The organism is Pseudomonas sp. DF11 (assembly GCF_058148565.1).
Genome location: NZ_JBYVYN010000004.1, coordinates 569,185 through 589,428, shown reverse-complemented (window position 1 = coordinate 589,428; position 20,244 = coordinate 569,185). Strand labels below are relative to the sequence as shown.

At 61.8% G+C, this 20,244-nt stretch carries 18 protein-coding genes; 12 read left to right on the top strand and 6 right to left on the bottom strand.

Features of this window, described 5'->3' with window-relative positions; translation table 11 throughout:
* Positions 1 to 250: 250 nt before the first annotated feature.
* Both AC30D9_RS16080 and aptA read right to left on the bottom strand, forming a co-directional pair.
* Positions 251 to 1,744 carry a CoA-acylating methylmalonate-semialdehyde dehydrogenase gene (locus AC30D9_RS16080; protein ID WP_109752336.1) on the bottom strand — a complete coding sequence of 498 codons (1,494 nt, stop codon included), beginning with the start codon at positions 1,742 to 1,744 and terminating at the stop codon, positions 251 to 253.
* A gap of 72 nt (positions 1,745 to 1,816) precedes the next feature.
* Entirely contained in the window at positions 1,817 to 3,166 is a 1,350-nt protein-coding gene (aptA, locus tag AC30D9_RS16075) for an omega-aminotransferase AptA (protein WP_490144392.1), read from the bottom strand.
* 122 nt (positions 3,167 to 3,288) lie between these two features.
* Here aptA and AC30D9_RS16070 point away from each other — a divergent pair, with 122 nt between their 5' ends.
* From AC30D9_RS16070 to AC30D9_RS16045, 6 genes are all read left to right on the top strand, one after another.
* Positions 3,289 to 4,209 (top strand): LysR family transcriptional regulator, encoded by a 921-nt coding sequence (locus tag AC30D9_RS16070; protein WP_134922723.1) that lies wholly within the window; start codon positions 3,289 to 3,291, stop codon positions 4,207 to 4,209.
* Positions 4,210 to 4,361: 152 nt separating this feature from the next.
* Positions 4,362 to 5,012, top strand: a complete 651-nt coding sequence (locus AC30D9_RS16065; RefSeq protein ID WP_134922722.1) for a TetR/AcrR family transcriptional regulator — start codon at positions 4,362 to 4,364, stop codon at positions 5,010 to 5,012.
* 7 nt (positions 5,013 to 5,019) lie between these two features.
* On the top strand, positions 5,020 to 5,601 hold the full coding sequence (locus tag AC30D9_RS16060) for an IMPACT family protein (protein WP_134922721.1): 582 nt from the start codon (positions 5,020 to 5,022) through the stop codon (positions 5,599 to 5,601).
* A 535-nt stretch (positions 5,602 to 6,136) separates the two neighbouring features.
* The gene (locus AC30D9_RS16055; protein ID WP_490144391.1) at positions 6,137 to 7,690 is read left to right on the top strand and encodes an ABC transporter ATP-binding protein; all 1,554 of its coding nucleotides are present in this window, start codon (positions 6,137 to 6,139) and stop codon (positions 7,688 to 7,690) included.
* An 11-nt stretch (positions 7,691 to 7,701) separates the two neighbouring features.
* Positions 7,702 to 8,808 (top strand): ABC transporter permease, encoded by a 1,107-nt coding sequence (locus AC30D9_RS16050; protein WP_490144390.1) that lies wholly within the window; start codon positions 7,702 to 7,704, stop codon positions 8,806 to 8,808.
* Positions 8,808 to 9,734 (top strand): ABC transporter permease, encoded by a 927-nt coding sequence (locus tag AC30D9_RS16045; RefSeq protein ID WP_109752325.1) that lies wholly within the window; start codon positions 8,808 to 8,810, stop codon positions 9,732 to 9,734. The genes AC30D9_RS16050 and AC30D9_RS16045 overlap by 1 nt, the downstream gene beginning before the upstream one ends.
* 66 nt (positions 9,735 to 9,800) lie before the next feature.
* Here the strand turns inward: AC30D9_RS16045 and AC30D9_RS16040 are convergent, their stop codons facing one another.
* The gene (locus AC30D9_RS16040) at positions 9,801 to 10,241 is read right to left on the bottom strand and encodes a hypothetical protein (protein ID WP_134922717.1); all 441 of its coding nucleotides are present in this window, start codon (positions 10,239 to 10,241) and stop codon (positions 9,801 to 9,803) included.
* Between the two features lie 81 nt (positions 10,242 to 10,322).
* Between AC30D9_RS16040 and AC30D9_RS16035 the strand changes: the two genes are divergently transcribed.
* The 3 genes from AC30D9_RS16035 to AC30D9_RS16025 all read left to right on the top strand — a co-directional run bounded on the left by AC30D9_RS16035 (position 10,323) and on the right by AC30D9_RS16025 (position 12,984).
* The gene (locus tag AC30D9_RS16035) at positions 10,323 to 10,673 is read left to right on the top strand and encodes a MerR family transcriptional regulator (protein ID WP_134922716.1); all 351 of its coding nucleotides are present in this window, start codon (positions 10,323 to 10,325) and stop codon (positions 10,671 to 10,673) included.
* A gap of 22 nt (positions 10,674 to 10,695) precedes the next feature.
* Complete coding sequence (locus AC30D9_RS16030) at positions 10,696 to 11,382, top strand: SDR family oxidoreductase (protein ID WP_134922715.1); 687 nt, start codon at positions 10,696 to 10,698, stop codon at positions 11,380 to 11,382.
* A 243-nt stretch (positions 11,383 to 11,625) separates the two neighbouring features.
* Positions 11,626 to 12,984: an 8-oxoguanine deaminase gene (locus AC30D9_RS16025; RefSeq protein WP_490144389.1), complete on the top strand. Its 1,359-nt coding sequence runs from the start codon at positions 11,626 to 11,628 to the stop codon at positions 12,982 to 12,984.
* A 127-nt stretch (positions 12,985 to 13,111) separates the two neighbouring features.
* Here the strand turns inward: AC30D9_RS16025 and AC30D9_RS16020 are convergent, their stop codons facing one another.
* The gene (locus tag AC30D9_RS16020; RefSeq protein WP_490144388.1) at positions 13,112 to 14,203 is read right to left on the bottom strand and encodes a calcium:cation antiporter; all 1,092 of its coding nucleotides are present in this window, start codon (positions 14,201 to 14,203) and stop codon (positions 13,112 to 13,114) included.
* Between the two features lie 376 nt (positions 14,204 to 14,579).
* Here AC30D9_RS16020 and AC30D9_RS16015 point away from each other — a divergent pair, with 376 nt between their 5' ends.
* The 3 genes from AC30D9_RS16015 to AC30D9_RS16005 all read left to right on the top strand — a co-directional run bounded on the left by AC30D9_RS16015 (position 14,580) and on the right by AC30D9_RS16005 (position 17,809).
* On the top strand, positions 14,580 to 15,662 hold the full coding sequence (locus AC30D9_RS16015; protein WP_490144387.1) for a BMP family ABC transporter substrate-binding protein: 1,083 nt from the start codon (positions 14,580 to 14,582) through the stop codon (positions 15,660 to 15,662).
* 144 nt (positions 15,663 to 15,806) lie between these two features.
* The gene (locus AC30D9_RS16010; RefSeq protein ID WP_490144386.1) at positions 15,807 to 16,772 is read left to right on the top strand and encodes a 2-oxoglutarate and iron-dependent oxygenase domain-containing protein; all 966 of its coding nucleotides are present in this window, start codon (positions 15,807 to 15,809) and stop codon (positions 16,770 to 16,772) included.
* A gap of 83 nt (positions 16,773 to 16,855) precedes the next feature.
* Complete coding sequence (locus tag AC30D9_RS16005) at positions 16,856 to 17,809, top strand: adenosine deaminase (RefSeq protein ID WP_109752310.1); 954 nt, start codon at positions 16,856 to 16,858, stop codon at positions 17,807 to 17,809.
* Between the two features lie 119 nt (positions 17,810 to 17,928).
* Here AC30D9_RS16005 and AC30D9_RS16000 read toward each other — a convergent pair whose 3' ends face one another.
* The gene (locus AC30D9_RS16000; RefSeq protein WP_490144385.1) at positions 17,929 to 19,311 is read right to left on the bottom strand and encodes an MFS transporter; all 1,383 of its coding nucleotides are present in this window, start codon (positions 19,309 to 19,311) and stop codon (positions 17,929 to 17,931) included.
* 111 nt (positions 19,312 to 19,422) lie between these two features.
* Complete coding sequence (locus tag AC30D9_RS15995) at positions 19,423 to 20,157, bottom strand: ArsR/SmtB family transcription factor (protein WP_307576010.1); 735 nt, start codon at positions 20,155 to 20,157, stop codon at positions 19,423 to 19,425.
* Positions 20,158 to 20,244: the final 87 nt, after the last annotated feature.

The window sequence follows — 20,244 nt, the reverse complement described above, 5'->3', positions numbered from 1 at the left end:
CAAGGCCAAATCAACACTGCCTTATCAACTGCTTCCTGGCTTCGATGAACTGAAGCCCGATCCCTTCGAAACCTACTTAACTCATTGAATCTCAACGAGTTTTCCGTTTCGACTGCGCCGGAAGTGGGGCGAATTATAGACGTCCAGAATCTGCCGTCAACACCTATTTTCACAATTCTGTCACATCAGTCAAAAAGCCCCGCAAAAGCAGAGGCCGGCGCCCCAGGGCGCCGGCCTCTTCTGTTAACCGTTACAAGCTGGGGAACGCAAACTGCGAAGCCTCATGGCTCGCACGCTGCGGCCAGCGCTGGGTAATGGCCTTGCGACGGGTGTAGAAACGCACCCCATCCGGGCCATAGGCATGCAGGTCGCCGAACAGCGAACGCTTCCAGCCGCCAAAGCTGTGATAGGCAACAGGCACTGGCAGTGGAACGTTGACGCCCACCATGCCGACCTCGATCTCATCACAGAACAACCGCGCCGCCTCGCCATCACGGGTAAAAATGCAGGTACCGTTGCCATACTCGTGATCGTTGATCAGTTGCATGGCCTCTTCCAGGCTGTTGACCCGGACGATGCACAGCACCGGCCCGAAGATCTCTTCCTTATAGATGCGCATCTCGGGGGTCACGCGATCGAACAGGCAACCACCCAGGAAGAAGCCTTCCTCATGCCCGGCCACACTCAAGCCACGACCATCGACAATCAGCGAAGCACCTGCCGCCACACCGTCTTCTATATAGCCACTGACCTTATCCCGATGCTGCCCCGTCACCAACGGCCCCATGTCCAATCCGCAAGATGTACCAGCGCCGATCTTCAGCGCCTTGATCTGCGGCACCAGCTTGGCCACCAGCGCATCCGCGACCTGGTCGCCGACACACACCGCCACCGAGATTGCCATGCAACGCTCACCGCACGAACCGTACGCCGCGCCCATCAGTGCGCTGACGGCGTTGTCCAGGTCGGCATCCGGCATCAGCACCGCATGGTTCTTCGCACCGCCCAATGCCTGGACGCGCTTGCCACGCCGGGTGCCCTCGGCATAGATGTACTCGGCAATCGGCGTCGAACCAACAAAACTCAGCGCCTTCACTTCCGGCGCCTCGATCAGTGCATCCACGGCAGTCTTGTCGCCATGCACCACACTCAATACGCCTTTGGGCAAACCAGCTTCCAACAGCAACTGGGCGATCAGCAACGTCGAACTCGGGTCCCGCTCGGATGGTTTGAGGATGAAGCAGTTGCCGCAAACGATCGCCAGCGGATACATCCACAGCGGCACCATCGCGGGGAAGTTGAACGGCGTGATACCCGCCACTACACCCAGAGGCTGGAAGTCTGACCATGCATCGATGTTCGGTCCGACGTTACGGCTGTATTCGCCCTTCAGAATCTCCGGTGCCGCGCAGGCGAACTCGACGTTCTCGATCCCGCGCTTGAGTTCACCGGCCGCGTCCTCCAAGGTCTTGCCGTGTTCTTCGCTAATCAACTGGGCGATTCGCGATTCGTTCTGCTCCAGCAATTGCTTGAAACGAAACATCACCTGCGCACGCTTGGCCGCAGGTGTACTGCGCCAGGCAGGGAAAGCCGCCTTGGCGGCGTCAATGGCCTGCTGGATGGTCGCGCGATCAGCCAATGGCACCTTATGAATCGCCTGGCCAGTGGACGGGTTGAACACATCGGCCGTGCGAGCGCTATCGCTCAGCAGTTCGCCATTGATCAAATGCGGGATGAGGCTCATGGGGACTCCAGAATTTATCCACAGGCGCCCGTGACCGGACGCCTGTTATTGAAAGCTATATAGAAGAACGGATCAGTCGAGCTTGTTCAGCACTTCACCGACCGCGTCGAACAGACGATCCAGATCCTGCGGCTTGCTGTTGAACGTTGGCCCGAACTGCAGGGTGTCGCCGCCGAACCGCACATAGAACCCAGCTTTCCACAACGCCATGCCGGCCTCGAACGGACGCACGATGGCATCGCCATCACGCCCGGCGATCTGGATCGCACCGGCCAGGCCATAGTTGCGAATGTCGATGACGTTCTTCGCGCCCTTCAAGCCGTGCAATGCATTCTCGAAATGCGGGGCGATCTCGGCCACGCTCTGCACCAGGTTCTCCTTCTGCAGCAAGTCCAGCGCTGCCAGGCCAGCCGCGCAGGCCACCGGGTGCGCCGAGTAGGTGTAGCCGTGGGGAAATTCCACTGCGTACTCGGGGGTCGGCTGGTTCATGAAGGTCTGGTAGATCTCGGAACTGGCAATCACCGCGCCCATGGGAATCGCACCATTGGTGACTTGCTTGGCGATGCACATCAGGTCCGGGGTCACGCCAAAGCTGTCGGCACCGAACATCGAACCGGTGCGGCCGAAACCGGTGATCACTTCATCGAACACCAACAGGATGCTGTGCTGATCGCAGATTTCCCGCAGGCGCTTGAGGTAACCCTCTGGCGGCACCAGCACACCGGCCGACCCCGCCATCGGTTCGACGAACACCGCAGCGATGTTGGAAGCATCGTGCAGCTCGATCAGCTTGAGCAGCTCATCGGCCAAGGCGATGCCTCCCTCTTTTGGCATGCCACGGGAATAGGCATTGCTGGCCAGCAAGGTGTGAGGCAAGTGGTCGACGTCCATCATGGCCTGACCGAACAGCTTACGGTTGCCGCTGACACCGCCGAGGCTGGTGCCGGCGATGTTCACCCCGTGATAACCACGGGCACGGCCGATCATCTTGGTCTTGGTCGCCTGCCCCTTGAGACGCCAGTAGGCGCGGACCATCTTCACCGCGGTATCGGCGCACTCGGAGCCCGAGTCGGTGAAGAACACATGATTGAGATTGCCCGGGGTCAGGCTGGTGATTTTTTCCGCCAGTTGGAAAGACAACGGATGGCCGTACTGGAAACCAGGCGAATAATCGAGGGTGCCCAGCTGCTTGGCGACCGCTTCCTGGATTTCCTTGCGCGTGTGCCCGGCGCCGCAGGTCCACAGGCCCGAAAGCGAATCGTAGACCTTGCGCCCCTTGTCATCCGTCAACCAACTGCCTTCAGCGGCGACGATCAGACGCGGATCGCGCTGGAAATTGCGGTTGGCGGTGTAAGGCATCCAGTGGGCATCCAGCTTGAGCTGGCTGGCCAGGGAACCGGCAGCGTGTTCGGGCATGTTCATCGACAAAACCTCGCAGGTCGTGGGCGGCAGGGATCGAAAGCGTTCTTGCAGCTAAGTTGCCACGGCGATAAAGTCGGTGAAATCCAACTTTTGTAACCTTCAGTCGGTGGATCACTAAACTTATGAGCGTTCGTCGTCCCGATCCACTGGCCCAGGTCAGCGACTTTGATATTCGCCTGCTACGCATTTTCCGCAGTGTAGTGGAGTGTGGTGGATTCTCCGCCGCTGAAACCGTGCTTGGCATCGGTCGCTCAGCCATCAGCCAGCAGATGAGCGACCTTGAGCAACGCCTCGGCCTGCGCCTGTGCCAGCGTGGGCGCGCGGGCTTTTCCCTGACCGAGGAAGGTCGCGAGGTGTATCAATCGGCGTTGCAACTATTGAGCGCGCTGGAAAGCTTTCGCACCGAGGTCAACGGCCTGCACCAACATTTGCGTGGTGAATTGACCATCGGCCTGACCGACAACCTGGTCACCCTGCCCCACATGCGCATCACCCATGCCTTGGCTCAATTGAAAGAGCGCGGGCCCGACGTGCAGATCCAGATTCGCATGATCGCCCCCAACGAAGTCGAGCAAGGCGTGCTCGATGGGCGCCTGCATGTCGGTGTAGTCCCCCAGGCCAGTGCCCTGTCCGGGCTGGAGTATCAACCGCTGTACAGTGAGCGATCGCTGCTGTACTGCGCGGTCGGACATCCGCTGTTCTATGTCGATGACCAGCAACTCGAAGACGCTCGCCTCAATAGCCAGGACGCCATCGCACCGACCTTCCGCCTGCCAGCCGAGATCCAGGCCCATTACCAGGCACTCAATTGCACCGCGAGCGCATCGGACCGCGAGGGCATGGCGTTCCTGATTCTCACCGGGCGCTACATCGGTTACCTGCCCGATCATTACGCCAGTCTATGGGTCCAGCAAGGTCGGTTGCGGGCCCTGAAACCTGCGACACGGTTCTATGACTTGAGCCTGGCGTCGGTCACGCGCAAGGGCCGCCGACCTCACCTGGTGCTGGAGAGTTTTCTCGAAAGCCTGGCGGCGACTCGCTGATCCTTTGTGGGAGCGAGCCTGGCTCCTCCCACATTGGTTGGGGTTGGCCTGACCATCCGCGAAAGGCTTTTAGTGTGATGGCACTTGTCGGATCGTTGCCGGTGCGCTATCAACGCAGTTGCTCGCCCCACAGACCCAGCCCGGAAACGTCCATGACCTTTGAAGTCCCTGCCCACGGTGGCAAGCCCACCAGTCGCATTCGTCAGAAGAACGAAGAGACCATCCTCAAGGCCGCCGAAGATGAATTCGCCCGTCACGGATTCAAAGGCACCAGCATGAACACCATCGCCCTGAAGGCCGGGCTGCCCAAGGCGAACCTACATTACTACTTCACCAATAAACTCGGGTTGTACGTGGCGGTGCTGAGCAACATCATCGAATTGTGGGACAGCACCTTCAATACCCTCACCGCCGAGGATGATCCGGCCGAAGCCTTGACCCGCTATATCCGCGCCAAAATGGAGTTCTCTCGTCGCCAGCCCCAGGCCTCGCGACTGTTTGCCATGGAAGTGATCAGCGGGGGCGAATGCCTGACCGAGTATTTCAACCAGGACTACCGCACCTGGTTCAACGGCCGGGCAGCCGTATTCCAGGCCTGGATCGATGCCGGCAAGATGGACCCGATCGACCCGGTGCACCTCATTTTCCTGTTGTGGGGCAGTACCCAGCATTACGCCGACTTCGCCACGCAGATCTGTCGCGTGACCGGTCGCAGCAAGTTGACCAAGCAGGACATGGTCGAGGCTGGCGACAACCTGATCCGCATCATTCTCAAGGGCTGCGGCCTGACACCAGCGCTCTAAGATTCCCATGCCCTTTACCCTTGCCGGCTTTTGCGAATACCGCGAAGAAATTCGCAAAAGCCGCTTCATCACTTTCGCCGCGCCCATCACCAGCTCCGCCGACGCCCAGGCCTTTATCGAACAGCACAGCGACCTGAATGCCTCGCACAATTGCTGGGCCTGGAAACTCGGCGATCAATACCGCAGCAATGACGATGGCGAGCCGGGAGGCACCGCCGGGCGGCCGATTCTGGCAGCGATCGAAGCACAGGCTTGCGATCAGGTCGCAGTGCTGGTGATCCGCTGGTACGGCGGGATTCAACTGGGCACGGGCGGGTTGGCCCGGGCTTATGGCGGCGGCGCGAATAAATGCCTGCAAAACGCCGAGAAAATCGAATTGATCAGCCGCGTGGCGCTGCACTGTACCTGCGGGTTCGCCGAACTGGCCCTGGTGAAACTGCGGGTCGCCGAATGTGGTGGGCTGGTCACTGAAGAACGCTTTACGGCCAATGGCGTCGATCTGCATCTGGCCGTGGGTGAGGCGCAGATCGAAGCCCTGCAAACGCAACTGGCCGACCTGAGCCGTGGACGAATTCTGTTAGCGCGTTGAGTTCGAAGGCTTGCAACGTTTCAGGGCGTCCCGCAATCGTTCAACTTGCCCACATCCACTGTGCACCCGACTGTGGATAACCTGAGCACATCCCTCTGTAACCCTTCTGTCATGCGGGTTTGAGAGGGTTGCTCATTTTTCGTCCAAAGTCTTGTCCAAGCGACAATTCCTTTCACAAAACAAACGCTTGCGTCGGTTTATCACCTTTAGAAGAAAGCCTCGCAGTGCTTATGCCCGAGTTTTCGGCTTGCGCACAATAACTGTGGAGCAACCTGTGGATAACCCGTTCATGGCTCCGCCCACCCCAAGAAAGGCATGGCTCGCAGCCGCTTGTTCAATTTTTAACCACCCATTTCAGGGCAAACCGATACCTGCGTCCAACCCGCGCGCTCCAAGCCGGTGCGAAATGTTTTTATGGCCGGTGCCCAGGCTTAACGTAGAGCGCTCTAGCGAAAGGGCCAAGGTAATTTCCTGACCTTATGGCCAGGAAATTGCTTTATCCACAGGCATTCCTGTCCTTCGACCCGAGCTTGTCATGTCCAACCCCGACTCCACCGCGCGCCTGCAGTTGCGCAAGATCAGCAAACGCTATCCCGGTTGCCTGGCCAACGACGCCATCGACCTGAGTATCCAGCCTGGCGAGATCCACGCCCTGCTCGGGGAAAACGGCGCGGGTAAAAGTACCCTGATGAAGATTATCTACGGCGTTACCCCTGCCGATTCGGGCGAAGTGATCTGGCAAGGCCAGCGCGTCAACCTGCGCAACCCGGCCCAGGCCCGCAGCCTGGGGATCGGCATGGTGTTCCAGCATTTCTCGCTGTTCGAAACCCTCACCGTTGCACAGAACATTGCCCTGGCCATGGGCGCGGCGGCCGGTTCGCCGGCGCAGTTGGAACCGCGGATCCGCGAGGTTTCCCAACGCTACGGCATGGCGCTGGAACCGCAGCGGCTGGTCCACAGCCTGTCGATTGGCGAGCGCCAGCGGGTGGAGATCATTCGCTGCCTGATGCAGGACATTCGCTTGCTGATTCTCGATGAACCGACCTCGGTGCTCACCCCCCAGGAAGCCGAAGAACTGTTCGTGACCCTGCGCCGTCTGGCGAGCGAGGGCTGCAGTATTTTGTTTATCAGTCACAAGCTGGGTGAGGTGCGGGCGTTATGCCACAGCGCCACGGTGCTGCGCGGCGGACGGGTAGCGGGTCATTGCGTACCGGCGCAATGCTCGGACCGGGAACTGGCGCAGTTGATGGTCGGCGAAACGGCCGGGCTGATCACGGATTACCCCAAAGTCAGCGCAGACAAAGCCTTCCTGCAAATCAACAAGCTGTCCTGGCACAACCCGGACCCGTTCGGTTGCTCGTTGCGGGAAATTGACCTTGAGGTACGCAGCGGCGAAATCGTCGGTATCGCCGGGGTCGCGGGCAATGGGCAGGACGAGTGGCTGGCGTTGCTCAGCGGAGAAACGCCACTTCCCCGCCAGCAAGGCGAGACGATCCGATTCGACGGGCAACCGGTGGCGCACCTGCGCCCTGACGCCCGGCGCCGACTCGGGCTGGCGTTTGTCCCCGCCGAGCGCCTGGGCCACGGCGCAGTGCCGCAATTGAGCCTGGCGGATAACGCCTTGCTCAGTGCATTTCAGCAGGGGCTGGTCAGCCATGGCCTGGTTCGGCGCAACAAGGTCGAACGCCTGGCCGAGGAAATCATCCGCCGTTTCGGCGTGAAGACACCCGACACCCGAACCCCGGCACGCAGCCTTTCGGGGGGCAACTTGCAGAAATTCATTCTCGGCCGGGAAATCCTGCAACAGCCGAAGCTGCTGGTGGCCGCTCACCCGACCTGGGGCGTGGACGTCGGCGCGGCCGCGACCATCCATCGCGCACTGATTGCCCTGCGCGATGCCGGCGCGGCCATCCTGGTGATTTCCGAAGACCTCGACGAACTGTTTCAAATCAGCGACCGCCTCGGCGCCTTGTGCGGTGGGCGCCTGTCCGCCTTGAGGCCCACGCTCGAGACACGCCTCAGCGACGTCGGCGGCTGGATGGCCGGCCAGTTCGACGCCCCTCAATCCCCCGCCCCCGCGTCGGCGTAACGGAGTTCTACATGCTGCTTTCTCTCGAACCTCGCGGCCAGCAATCGCGCCTGATGCTCTGGTGCTCGCCGCTGCTGGCCGCCGTGTTGACCCTGGGCTTTGGCTCGCTGCTGTTCATCGCCCTGGGACATGACCCATTGCAAACCTTGTACACCTTGTTGATCGCACCGATCAGCGACCTGTACGGCGTGTCCGAGTGGCTGGTCAAGACCCTGCCGATCCTGCTCTGTGCCCTCGGCCTGGCGGTGGCCTATCAGGCGCGAATCTGGAACATCGGCGCCGAAGGCCAACTGCTGCTGGGCGCCCTGGCCGGCAGTGCCTTGGCAGTGAACATCATCGACATGCAAAGTCGCTGGGCACTGGTGCTGATCCTGCTGACAGGCACCCTGGCCGGTGCGGCTTGGGCCGGACTGACGGCGTGGCTGCGCACGCGCTTCAATGCCAATGAAATCCTCACAAGCATCATGCTCAATTACATCGCATTGAACCTGCTGCTGTTTTGCGTTCACGGGCCGTTGAAAGACCCGGCGGGGTTCAACTTTCCGGAGTCGGCGATGTTCGGCGAGGCCAGTCGCCTGCCGTTGTTGCTGGAGGATGGCCGGGTACATGCCGGGTTGTATTTCGCCCTGCTGGCATTGGTGGCGGTGTGGGTATTGCTGCAGAAAAGCTTCGTCGGCTTTCAGATCAAGGTGCTGGGCCTCGACGCCCGCGCCGCCGGTTTCGCCGGTTTTCGCCAGAAGCCGCTGGTGTGGCTGGCGCTGTTGATCAGCGGGGCCCTGGCCGGGCTGGCCGGTGTCTGCGAAGTGACCGGGCCGATCGGCCAACTGGTGCCGCAGGTGTCGCCGGGCTACGGCTATGCGGCAATTACCGTGGCATTCCTGGGGCGCCTCAACCCCATCGGCATTCTGTTTTCCAGCCTGTTGATGGCGCTGTTGTACATCGGCGGCGAGAGCGCGCAGATGTCGCTGAACCTTCCCCAAGCGATCACCCAACTGTTCCAGGGGATGATGCTGTTTTTCCTGTTGGCCTGCGACGTACTGATCCTGTACCGGCCACGCCTGAACCTGCGCTGGGCCCGGCGCACCCAGACCACCGCCGTACAGGCAGGAGCGCTGTGATGGATATCGACCTGTTGAGCAACATTTTCTACGCCATGGTCCGCTGCGGCACGCCGTTGCTGCTGGTGGCCCTGGGGGAATTGGTCTGCGAGAAAAGTGGCGTCCTCAATCTGGGCCAGGAAGGCATGATGCTGTTCGGCGCGGTGATCGGTTTCATCGTCGCGTTCAACAGCGGCAACCTGTGGCTCGGCGTACTGCTGGCGATGGCCGCCGGGATGCTGTTGTCGGCGCTGTTCGCCATGGTGGCGCTGGTGTTCAACGCCAATCAGGTGGCCACCGGGTTGGCGCTGACGATTTTCGGCGTGGGCCTGTCGAGTTTTGTCGGGGCGGCCTGGGTCGGCAAACCGCTGGCGGGCTTCGAGCCGCTGGCCATTCCCTACCTGAGTGACATCCCATTGATCGGGCGGATGCTGTTTGCCCAGGATCTGCTGGTTTACCTGTCCTTCGCGCTGTTTGCCCTGGTGGCCTGGGTGATCGTGAAAAGTCGCGCCGGGTTGATCATCCAGGCCGTCGGCGAGAATCCCGATGCCGCCAGCGCCATGGGCCTGCCAGTGTTGCGGGTGCGAACCCTGGCGGTGCTGTTCGGCGGCGCCATGGCCGGGTTGGCCGGCGCCTACCTGTCGCTGGCCTACACGCCGATGTGGGCCGAGAACATGAGCGCCGGACGCGGCTGGATCGCCCTGGCGCTGGTGGTGTTCGCCAGTTGGCGAGTGTGGCGCCTGCTGCTGGGCGCCTACCTGTTCGGCCTCGCCAGCATCCTGCACCTGGTGGCCCAGGGGTTGGGGCTGGCGATTCCATCGAGTCTGCTGGCGATGCTGCCGTATGCCGCGACCATCGTGGTGCTGGTATTGCTGTCGCGGGATGCCGTGCGCACCCGGCTGTATGCGCCGGTGTCGTTGGGGCAGCCTTGGCAGGCGGGGCATTGAGGTAGACGGCGGCGCGCCTATCGCGAGCAAGTTCGCCCCCACATTTGATCGAGGAGAACCGTCAATTCAGGCTCGCCCCATCTCTCCTTGTGGGAGCGAGCCTGCTCGCGATGAGGCCCGAACAGGCAACACCTGAACCAAGCCCCACACCACCTCGAAAAACAGGAAAACCCACAACACCGCATTGGCCCCATGAAGCAGCGCATACAGCATCCAGGTCGCAAACAGAAACCGCCCCGCCGCGTCATAACGCCCATACAGCGGCTGCGGATCCCGAATCCGCAGCACCGACCACACGCAGACAATCGAGCCCAGCAGATTCACCATCAACACATGCGCCGGCGCAAACGGCGGCAGTTCTCCAGGCAGGTCAAACAGCTGAGTCATGCTCGTCAACAGACCATGCAACGCGGCAAAACTCCACGGCGTGGCCAGCACGGCCGACACGATAAGGTCGTACCAGGCGCTGCCGCGCACTACCCGGCGATATTGCATCAAAGTCCACATACACCTTGCTCCAGATAATTGGGAAGCAAAGAGGCTAAAGCCTGGGGTATGCTCCAAGGTCAAGCCCTCCGGAGATCCACCATGCGCATCGGTGAACTCGCCCAAGCCTGCGCCGTCAGCCGTGACACCCTGCGCTTCTACGAGCAGCGTGGCCTGATCGCGGCGCAGCGCAGCGCCAATGGCTATCGCCACTACCCCGCCGATATGGTGCAACTGGTGCTCTACATCAAGACGGCCCAGCGCCTGGGCTTTACCCTGGGCGAGATCGGCGCCAGCGTCGCCGCCCTGTGGCAGGCGCAGGACCCTGACTGCGCCGTAGCGCAATTGCTGCAAGACAAGCTGAACCTGATCGAAACCCGCATCACCGAACTCGACGCGTTGCGTCACGAGCTGAAACAACGGCTCGGGCAACGTTGTCCATTAAATCCGTGACCTTTCACTCAAGGATGCCTTCATGAATTCGGCAAAAAACGCATTGATCATCGGCGCCTCCCGGGGCTTGGGCCTCGGTCTGGTGAAGACCCTGCTCAGCGACGGCTGGAACGTGACCGCCACCGTGCGCAACCCGCAGAACGCAGAGACGTTGAAGGCTCTGGGCCCGGTGCGGATCGAAAAGCTCGACATGGACGACCAGCAAGCCGTCATCGCCCTGAGCCAACAGCTCAAGGGTGAAACCTTCGACCTGCTGTTCGTCAATGCCGGCGTCAAAGGCCCGGACAACCAGAGCCCGGGCGGCGCGACGCTGGCCGAAGTTGGCCAGTTGTTCTTCACCAACGCCGTGGCGCCAATCAACCTGGCCCAGCGTTTCGTCGGCCAGATCCGCGACGGCAGCGGCGTGCTGGCGTTCATGAGTTCGGTGCTGGGCAGCGTGACCATGCCAGACGCGCCGGAACTGGCGCTGTACAAGGCCAGCAAGGCGGCGCTCAACTCCATGACCAACAGCTTTGTCAGCCAACTGGGCGAGCAGGCATTGACCGTGCTGTCGCTGCATCCGGGCTGGGTGAAAACCGACATGGGCGGTGAAGGGGCGGATATCGATGTCGAGACCAGCACCCGCGGGTTGATCGACCAAGTCAACGCCTTCGCCGGCAAGGGCGGGCATCACTTCGTCAACTACAGGGGCGAAACGATTCCCTGGTAACCCAGTCTTCCCCTTGTGGGAGCGAGCCTGCTCGCGATTGCGGTCTAACATTCACCATGACGTTGACTGACACACCGCTATCGCGAGCAGGCTCGCTCCCACATTGAGCCTCAGCGAACTCTGGAAATGTGCCAGGCAACCTGAGTAAACTCCGCACCTCGCCTCCAACGGCGACCCTGGATCAGCAGACAGGGCATCACTGAGCTGGCTAACCTGAACCCACTTTCAGAGGAGCCGGCCACCATGCCTGCGACCCGTACCTGGTTAAAAAAACCCCTCGCCATTTTCACCGCCAACGACCTCGACGCCCGTGGCGGTCTCGTCCTGCAGGACGGTGTGATCGTCGAGCTGCTGAGCGCCAGCCAGCAACCCGCCCAGCCTTGCGACAACATCTTCGACGCGAGCGAACATGTGATCCTGCCGGGGTTGATCAACACCCATCATCACTTCTACCAGACCCTGACCCGCGCCTGGGCACCGGTGGTGAACCAACCGTTGTTTCCTTGGCTGAAGACCCTCTACCCGGTGTGGGCGCGGCTGACCCCGGAAAAATTGGCCCTGGCGACCAAAGTCGCCTTGGCCGAATTGCTGCTGTCGGGCTGCACCACCGCAGCCGATCATCACTATCTGTTTCCCGAAGGCCTGGAAAATGCCATCGACGTACAGGTGCAAAGTGTTCGTGAGCTGGGGATGCGCGCGATGCTGACCCGCGGTTCCATGAGCCTCGGCGAGGACGACGGTGGCTTGCCGCCACAGCAGACCGTGCAGCAGGGCCAGGTGATTCTCGACGATAGCCAGCGGCTGATCGGCCAATACCACGAGCGCGGCGACGGCGCCCGGATCCAGATTGCCCTGGCGCCCTGCTCGCCGTTTTCGGTCACGCCCGAGATCATGCGCGCCAGCGCCGAGCTGGCGGAAAAGCTCGACGTACGCCTGCACACACACCTGGCCGAAACCCTTGATGAAGAAGACTTCTGCCTGCAACGCTTTGGCCTGCGCACGGTGGATTACCTAGACAGCGTCGGCTGGCTCGGCCCACGCACCTGGCTGGCCCATGGCATTCATTTCAACCCTGAAGAAATCGCCCGCCTCGGAGCCGCCGGCACTGGCATCTGCCATTGCCCGAGCTCCAACATGCGCCTGGCCTCGGGCATTTGCCCGACCCTGGACCTGAGCGCCGCCGGGGCCGCCGTGGGCCTGGGCGTGGACGGTTCTGCGTCCAACGATGCCTCGAACATGATCCTCGAAACCCGCCAGGCGCTGTACATCCAACGCCTACGCTATGGCGCGCAGGCGATCACCCCGGAGCGCGTATTAGGCTGGGCGACCCGGGGCTCGGCGCGACTGCTCGGGCGCAGCGATATCGGTGAACTGGCGGTGGGCAAGCAGGCGGACCTGGCGCTGTTCAAGCTTGACGAACTGCGCTTCTCCGGCAGCCACGATCCGATTTCAGCCCTGTTGCTGTGCGGCGCGGACCGGGCGGATCGGGTGATGGTCGGCGGACAATGGCGGGTGATCGACGGGCAGGTCGAGGGCTTGGACTTGAAGGGCTTGATTGCCGATCACAGCCAGGCGGCGCGGGAGTTGATCGCCGGCGCCTGACCCCACCCAAATCCCCCCTGTGGGAGCGGGCTTGCTCGCGAAAGCGGCGGCACATTCACTATAGAAGTTGCCTGACACACCGCCTTCGCGAGCAAGCCCGCTCCCACAGTTTGGTTTTGCACGGGGCTTAGAGACCCAGCAACGACAACATGATAAACGTCGCAAACAGCACAAAGTGGGTCATGCCTTCGATGGCGTTGGTTTCGCCATCGTTGAGGTTGATGGCGCTGACGATCAGGGTGATGAAGATCATCACCGTCTGCACCGGGGTCATGGCCATCTGGAACGGCTGGCCGGTATAGAGTGCCATGGCTTCCATCACCGGCACCGTGAGGATCACGGTCGATAGCGAAGCACCCAGCGCGATGTTCACCACCGATTGCATGCGGTTCGCCAGGGCGGCGCGCAGGGCGGTAAGGATTTCCGGTGCCGCGGAGATGGCTGCCACCAGAATCGCCGTGACCACCGGCGGCGCACCCGAGCCTTCCAGGCCCAGGTCGATGGCCTTGGACATGACTTCAGCCAGCGCGCCGATCACCACCACGCCAAACACCAGCGCACTGATGGAGAACGTCAGGCTGATGGGTTTCGGCTGGTTTTCCACCGGTTCTTTCTTGCGGCGTTTTTCCGGGTAGCTGTAGCTGAAAAAGTAACTGTGAGGCCCGACCTGCATGCGCAGAAACAGGGTGTACAACACGATCATCGCGCCAATGGTAAAGGCCGAATACATTTTCCAGCTCTCGCGGGGAATGAACTCCGGCACCACCATCGAGACGCCCATGGCAGTGAGGATCATCACGCTGTAGGTACGCGCCGAATCGTCGTTGTAAGCCTGCTCGCCATGCTTGATCCCACCCATCAGCGCCGCGAGCCCGAGAATCCCGTTGATGTCGAGCATCACCGCCGAGTAGATCGTGTCCCGCACCAGTGTCGGCGACGCTTCGTTGCTCATCATGATCGCCAGGATCACCACTTCGACCAGCACCGCCGACAGGGTCAGGATCATGGTGCCGTAGGGATCACCGACTTTTTCCGCGAGCAGTTCGGCGTGATGGGCCACGCGCATGGAAGCCGCGACGATAAAACCGATCAGGACCAAACCGCCAAGCAACGCCACGATCTGCCCGCTGCCCAACAGCCAGTGCTCCAGCGGATAGGCAACAAACGCGGCGATCAGCGCCAGCAACAGCAGTTTTTCTTGCTTGATCAAAGTGAGCATCGCGGGCCTATCACCGTGGGCGGGGTCATGAGCTACTGACTATGGGGGGACGCGAACGTTTCGTTCGGTGTGGTGCACCAGGGGGTGGCGAGTGGTAGGCAGGTGCACCTTTATTGTTCTCAGGGGCCTCATCGCGGGCAAGCCTTGCTCCCACAGATATAGCGTCGCACTTGTGAAGCAAGCTTGCCCTCCCATGAGATTGGGCTGCCCATCTGTCGGGGTAAAGCCTGATTCCACATGGTTTGGCCTTGCACTTGTGGGAGCAAGGCTTGCCCGCGATGGCTGCATCGAGGTGTTAAATATTTGTTGTCTTGTTGGTCAGCATTTTGCATTGGTGCGGTACAGCCAACCTCACAACAAAACGGAGTTCGAGTTCATGCACAAACGCCCCTTGAAGAAGTTGCTTTGCGCCGTCGTCGCAGCCGTCGGCCTGGGCGCCGGCCTGAGTGTCAGTGCCGCCGATCCGCTGAAGGTCGGCTTCGTCTACATCGGCCCGATCGGCGACCACGGCTGGACCTATCAGCATGAACAGGGGCGCAAGGAGCTGGCGGCGAAGTTCGGCGAGCAGATCACCACCAACTACGTGGAAAACGTACCAGAAGGCGCCGACGCCGAGCGGGTGATCCGCAACATGGCCAAGGACAAGTACGACCTGATCTTCACCACCTCCTTCGGCTACATGAACCCGACGCTGAAAGTCGCCAAGCAGTTTCCCAAGGTGATCTTCGAGCACGCCACCGGCTACAAGCAGGACAAGAACCTGGGCACCTACCTGGCTCGCACCTACGAGGGCCGCTACGTCGGCGGCTTCCTCGCGGCCAAGATGACCAAGACCAAGAAGATCGGCTACGTCGCTTCCTTCCCGATTCCGGAAGTCATCCGCGACATCAACGCCATCCAACTGGCCCTGAACAAGTACAACCCCGGCAGCGAGATCAAAGTGGTGTGGGTCAATTCCTGGTTCGACCCGGGCAAGGAAGCCGACGCCGCCAACGCGCTGATCGACCAGGGCGTGGACGTGATATTCCAGCACACCGACAGCCCGGCACCGATCCAGGCCGCCGAGCGTCGCGGCGTCTATGCGGTGGGCTACGCTTCGGACATGGCTCACTTCGGTCCCAAGGCTGTGCTGACCTCCATCGTCAACGACTGGGGTCCGCATTACATCCAGGCGACCCAGAGCGTGATCGACCACAGCTGGAAATCCCAGGACTACTGGGGCGGCCTGAAGGAAGGCACCGTGAAATTGCCGATCAGCGACCTGGTGCCAGCGGCGGTCAAGGGCGAGGCCGAGCAGATCATCGCCGACATCGAGAGCGGCGCGTTCCACCCGTTCACCGGCCCGATCAAGGATCAGGCCGGCGTCGAGAAAATCCCGGCGGGCGTGAGCGCCACCAATGCGGAACTGGCGTCGATGAATTACTACGTCGAAGGTATGAAGGCTGAGATTCCGAAGTAATCCCGGCCTCAACACAACACCCCATGTGGGAGCGGGCTTGCTCGCGAAAGCGGCGGCACATTCACGATAGAAGTTGCCTGACACACCGCCTTCGCGGGCAAGCCCGCTCCCACATGGGGCCTTATTTCAATTCAGGAAAGCCGCATGAACAGCCTTCCCATCATCGACATCAGCCCTCTCTACGGCAATGAGCCCAGCGCCTGGCAAACCGTCGCCGAGCAGATCGACAACGCCTGCCGCCAATGGGGCTTTTTCTATATCAAGGGTCATCCGATCAGCCCGGCGCGCATCGCCGAGGTACTGGACAACGCCCGACGCTTCTTCGCCCTGCCCGTGGAAGAAAAACTCAAGATCGACATCACCCAGACCCGCCACCATCGCGGTTACGGCGCCGTCGCCACCGAGCAACTGGACCCGACCAAACCCAGCGACCTGAAGGAAACCTTCGACATGGGCCTGCACCTGCCGGCCGATCACCCCGATGTGCTGGCGGAAAAACCTCTGCGAGGCCCCAACCGCCACCCGGACCTGAGCGGCTGGGAAGCCTTGATGGAGCAGCATTACCGCGACATGCAGGCACTCGCCCAAACCCTGCTGCGCGCCATGACCCTGGCCCTTGGCATCGAGCGAGACTTTTTCGACACGCGCTTCAATGGACCCGTGAGCGTGCTGCGCCTGATCCATTACCCACCCCGCGACACCGCCAGTAGCGCCGAGCAGCAAGGTGCCGGCGCCCATACCGACTACGGTTGCATCACCCTGCTCTACCAGGACGCCGCCGGTGGCCTGCAAGTGCGCAACGTCGACGGCCAGTGGATCGACGCACCGCCCATCGACGGCACGTTCGTGGTCAACCTTGGCGACATGATGGCGCGCTGGAGCAACGACCGTTACCTGTCCACGCCGCACCGGGTGATCAGCCCGCTGGGTGTGGACCGGTATTCGATGCCGTTCTTTGCCGAACCGCACCCCGACACGCTGATCCAGTGCCTGCCCGGTTGCCAGGATGACCTGCACCCGCCGAAGTACCCGACCACCACCTGCGCACAATTCCTGTTGTCACGCTTCGCCGACACCTATGCTTATCGGCGGGAGCAACAGGCGGTGTAGTGGATCAGCCGGTCAGGTTTTACCAGACATTGCGGCCAGCCCCTGTAGAATGCCCGCCATCGATTCGCTGATGAGAAAAGACCATGTACGACTGGCTGAACGCCCTGCCCAAGGCTGAACTGCACCTGCACCTGGAGGGTTCGCTGGAGCCCGAGCTGCTGTTCGCCCTGGCCGAACGCAACAAGATCGCCCTGCCGTGGAGCGACGTCGACACTCTGCGCAAGGCCTATGCCTTCAACAATCTGCAGGAATTTCTCGACCTCTATTACCAAGGCGCCGATGTGCTGCGCACGTCCCAGGATTTCTACGACCTGACCTGGGCCTACCTGTTGCGCTGCAAGGCGCAGAACGTAATCCACACCGAACCGTTCTTCGACCCGCAGACCCACACCGACCGTGGCGTGCCGTTCGAAGTGGTGCTCAACGGCATCGCCGCCGCCCTCAAGGACGGAGAACAGCAACTGGGCATCACCAGCGGCCTGATCCTGAGCTTCCTGCGTCACCTGAGCGAAGAACAGGCCGAGAAAACCCTCGACCAGGCGCTGCCGTTCCGCGATGCCTTCGTGGCCGTGGGCCTGGACAGCTCGGAGATGGGCCATCCACCGAGCAAGTTCCAGCGGGTATTCGACCGGGCGCGCAACGAAGGCTTCCTGACCGTCGCCCACGCCGGTGAAGAAGGCCCGCCCGAATACATCTGGGAAGCCCTGGACCTGCTGAAGATCCAGCGCATCGACCACGGCGTGCGGGCCATCGAAGATGAGCGACTGATGCAGCGGATCATCGACGAGCAGATTCCGTTGACCGTCTGCCCGTTGTCCAACACCAAGCTGTGCGTGTTCGACGACATGTCGCAGCACAACATCCTCGACATGCTCGAGCGCGGTGTGAAGGTGACAGTGAACTCCGACGACCCGGCGTACTTCGGCGGCTACGTCACGGAAAACTTCCACGCGCTGTATACCCACCTGGGCATGACCCAGGACCAGGCCAAGCGCTTGGCGCAGAACAGCCTGGATGCGCGGCTAGTAAAACCCTAAGACTCGTGATGAACCCTTGTGGGAGCGAGCCTGCTCGCGATAGCGGTATGACATTCAACATTGATGTCGACTGACTCATCGCCATCGCGAGCAGGCTCGCTCCCACAAGGGGTTGGTGTTTAACCGGCCACCGTGCCCTCACTCAACTCCTCCAGTGTCCTGCCCCGCGTCTCCATCCCGAACAACCAGACCACCCCCGCCGCCACGGCGAAGCACAGCGCGCCGAGGGCGAACACACCGCCCTGGCCGGTGATGGGGAATACCAGCCCGGTCACCAGTGGGCCAAGCAACGAACCGACGCGCCCGATCGCCGAAGCGAACCCCGAGCCCGTGGCCCGGGCTGAGGTGGGGTACAGCTCTGGCGTGTAGGTGTAGAGCACCGCCCACATGCCGAACAGGAAAAACTGCATCAGCAGCCCGGTGCCGATCAGCAGGCCGACGTTGCCGCCAAACACCGCGCTCTGCCCATACAGAAACGCCATCACCCCGCCGCCCAACAGCGTGATGACGCATACCGGTTTGCGCCCCCAGCGCTCCACCAGCCAGGCTGCCATCAGGAAGCCGGGAATCCCGCCCAGGGAAATCAGCACGGTGTAGTACACCGACTGGGTCACGGCGAACCCCGACTGCTGCAACAGCGCACTGAGCCAGGACGTCAGGCCATAGAAACCGAGCAAGGCAAAGAACCATACGCTCCAGATCATCATCGTGCGCTGGCGATACAGCGGCGACCAGATCTGCGCCAGGGCCGAAAAGAAATTGCCCGGCGTGCTCTCAACCCTCGGCAAACGGATCGGCTCCGGCAGGTCGCGCCGGCCCAGCGAGGCCCGGACCTTGTCTTCGATTCGCTTGAGTACCACGTCCGCTTCGTCCCCCCGACCAGCCTGTTCCAGCCAGCGCGGCGACTCGGGAATGAAGAAGCGAATCGCCAGGACAAACACCGCCGGCACCGCCAGCACCAAGAAGATGTCGCGCCAGCCGATCACCGGCAGCAGGAAATACGACAGCACCCCCGCCGCCACGAAACCCAGCGGCCAGAAACCGTCCATCAAGGCAATGTAACGGCCCCGACGTTTGGCCGGGATCAGTTCCGAGAGCATCGACTGGGCAATCGGAAACTCCATGCCCATGCCGATCCCCAGCAATATGCGAAACAGCGTCAAGGTCTCGATGTCCTGCGCCGTGGAGCATAGGTAACTGGCAATGCCCCACAACACGATGCTCCATTGGAACACCGGTTTACGCCCGAAACGATCGGCCAGCATGCCCGACAGCGACGCCCCCACCACCATGCCGAAGAAGCTGGAGCTGGCGAGCAAACCGGCCTGGGCGCTGCTCAGGCCGAACTCGGCTTTGATCGATCCCAGCAGGAACGTCATCATCGCCAGGTCCATGGAGTCGAAGAAAAACGCCAAGGCAATGATGATGAGGATGACCCGGTGATAACCGCTGATGGGTAACCGTTCCAGGCGTTCCGCCGCGCTGTAGCCGTGAGTGTCCATGCCGCCTCCCCAATCCGATAATTCCCCGGGCTGAGTGTGCGCGAACCTTGCAGGTGGCTATTGCTGAATACGACCTGCCGACAGCCCTGAGCGACGCATCGGGAACGTTCCCTAGATCGCCATCTCCACCGTGTCCTGCCGGGCGAACCGGTGGATTTCCTGCTGGCCGAGCGTCGTCACCTGCAGCGCTCGCGAATCGTTGGGCAAGCTCAGCCATCCCGACTGCATGAACAGTTGCAGCAAGGCCGCCCCCAGCGCGCCCCCCAGGTGCGGACGCCGCTCGCTCCAGTCCGGACAGGCGCAGGCGACACGGGCGTTGCGATGGGCCAGGGCCTGGATGAACAGGCCACGCTCGGCCAGTTGATTGGCACCCTTGTGCGTGACGATCACCCGTTGCTCGAACTGCTCGATCCACCCGGCGTCCAGCAGACGTTGGTAGAGGTCGGCCGCCAGGGTTCCTCCCAGGTGATCGTCGCACAGCCTGGCCCGCATCAACGAAGCGGGGGCCGACGGAGCCTTGGTCGGCATGACCCTGCGCCTGAACACGTCCGGAATCTGCCGTGGCGTACTGACCAGCGTCGCGCTGGCCAGCGCTTCGACGGCAGCGCCGATTTCAGGCGCTGCCAGACGGAAAAACCGCTTGCGACCCCGGGCCTCGACTTTCAACAGGCCGCCGGCGGACAGGCGTCCCAGATGTGCGTTGGCCGAGGACGGCGACAGCCCGGCGAGCAACGCCAACTCGTCGGCCTGTCGGGCCGTGCCGTCCATCAAGGCCCACATCATTGCGCTGCGCTTGGGGTCAGCCAGCAACGTGGCGATCTGGCTGATGCAAGGTGCATGTTCCATGTATTCACTCCCTGTTGAATCATTCGTCTACTGCTCTGGCGCAGGCGGTCGCTAGTATAAGCGCGGCGATCGAGCTTTCCTGTCCTC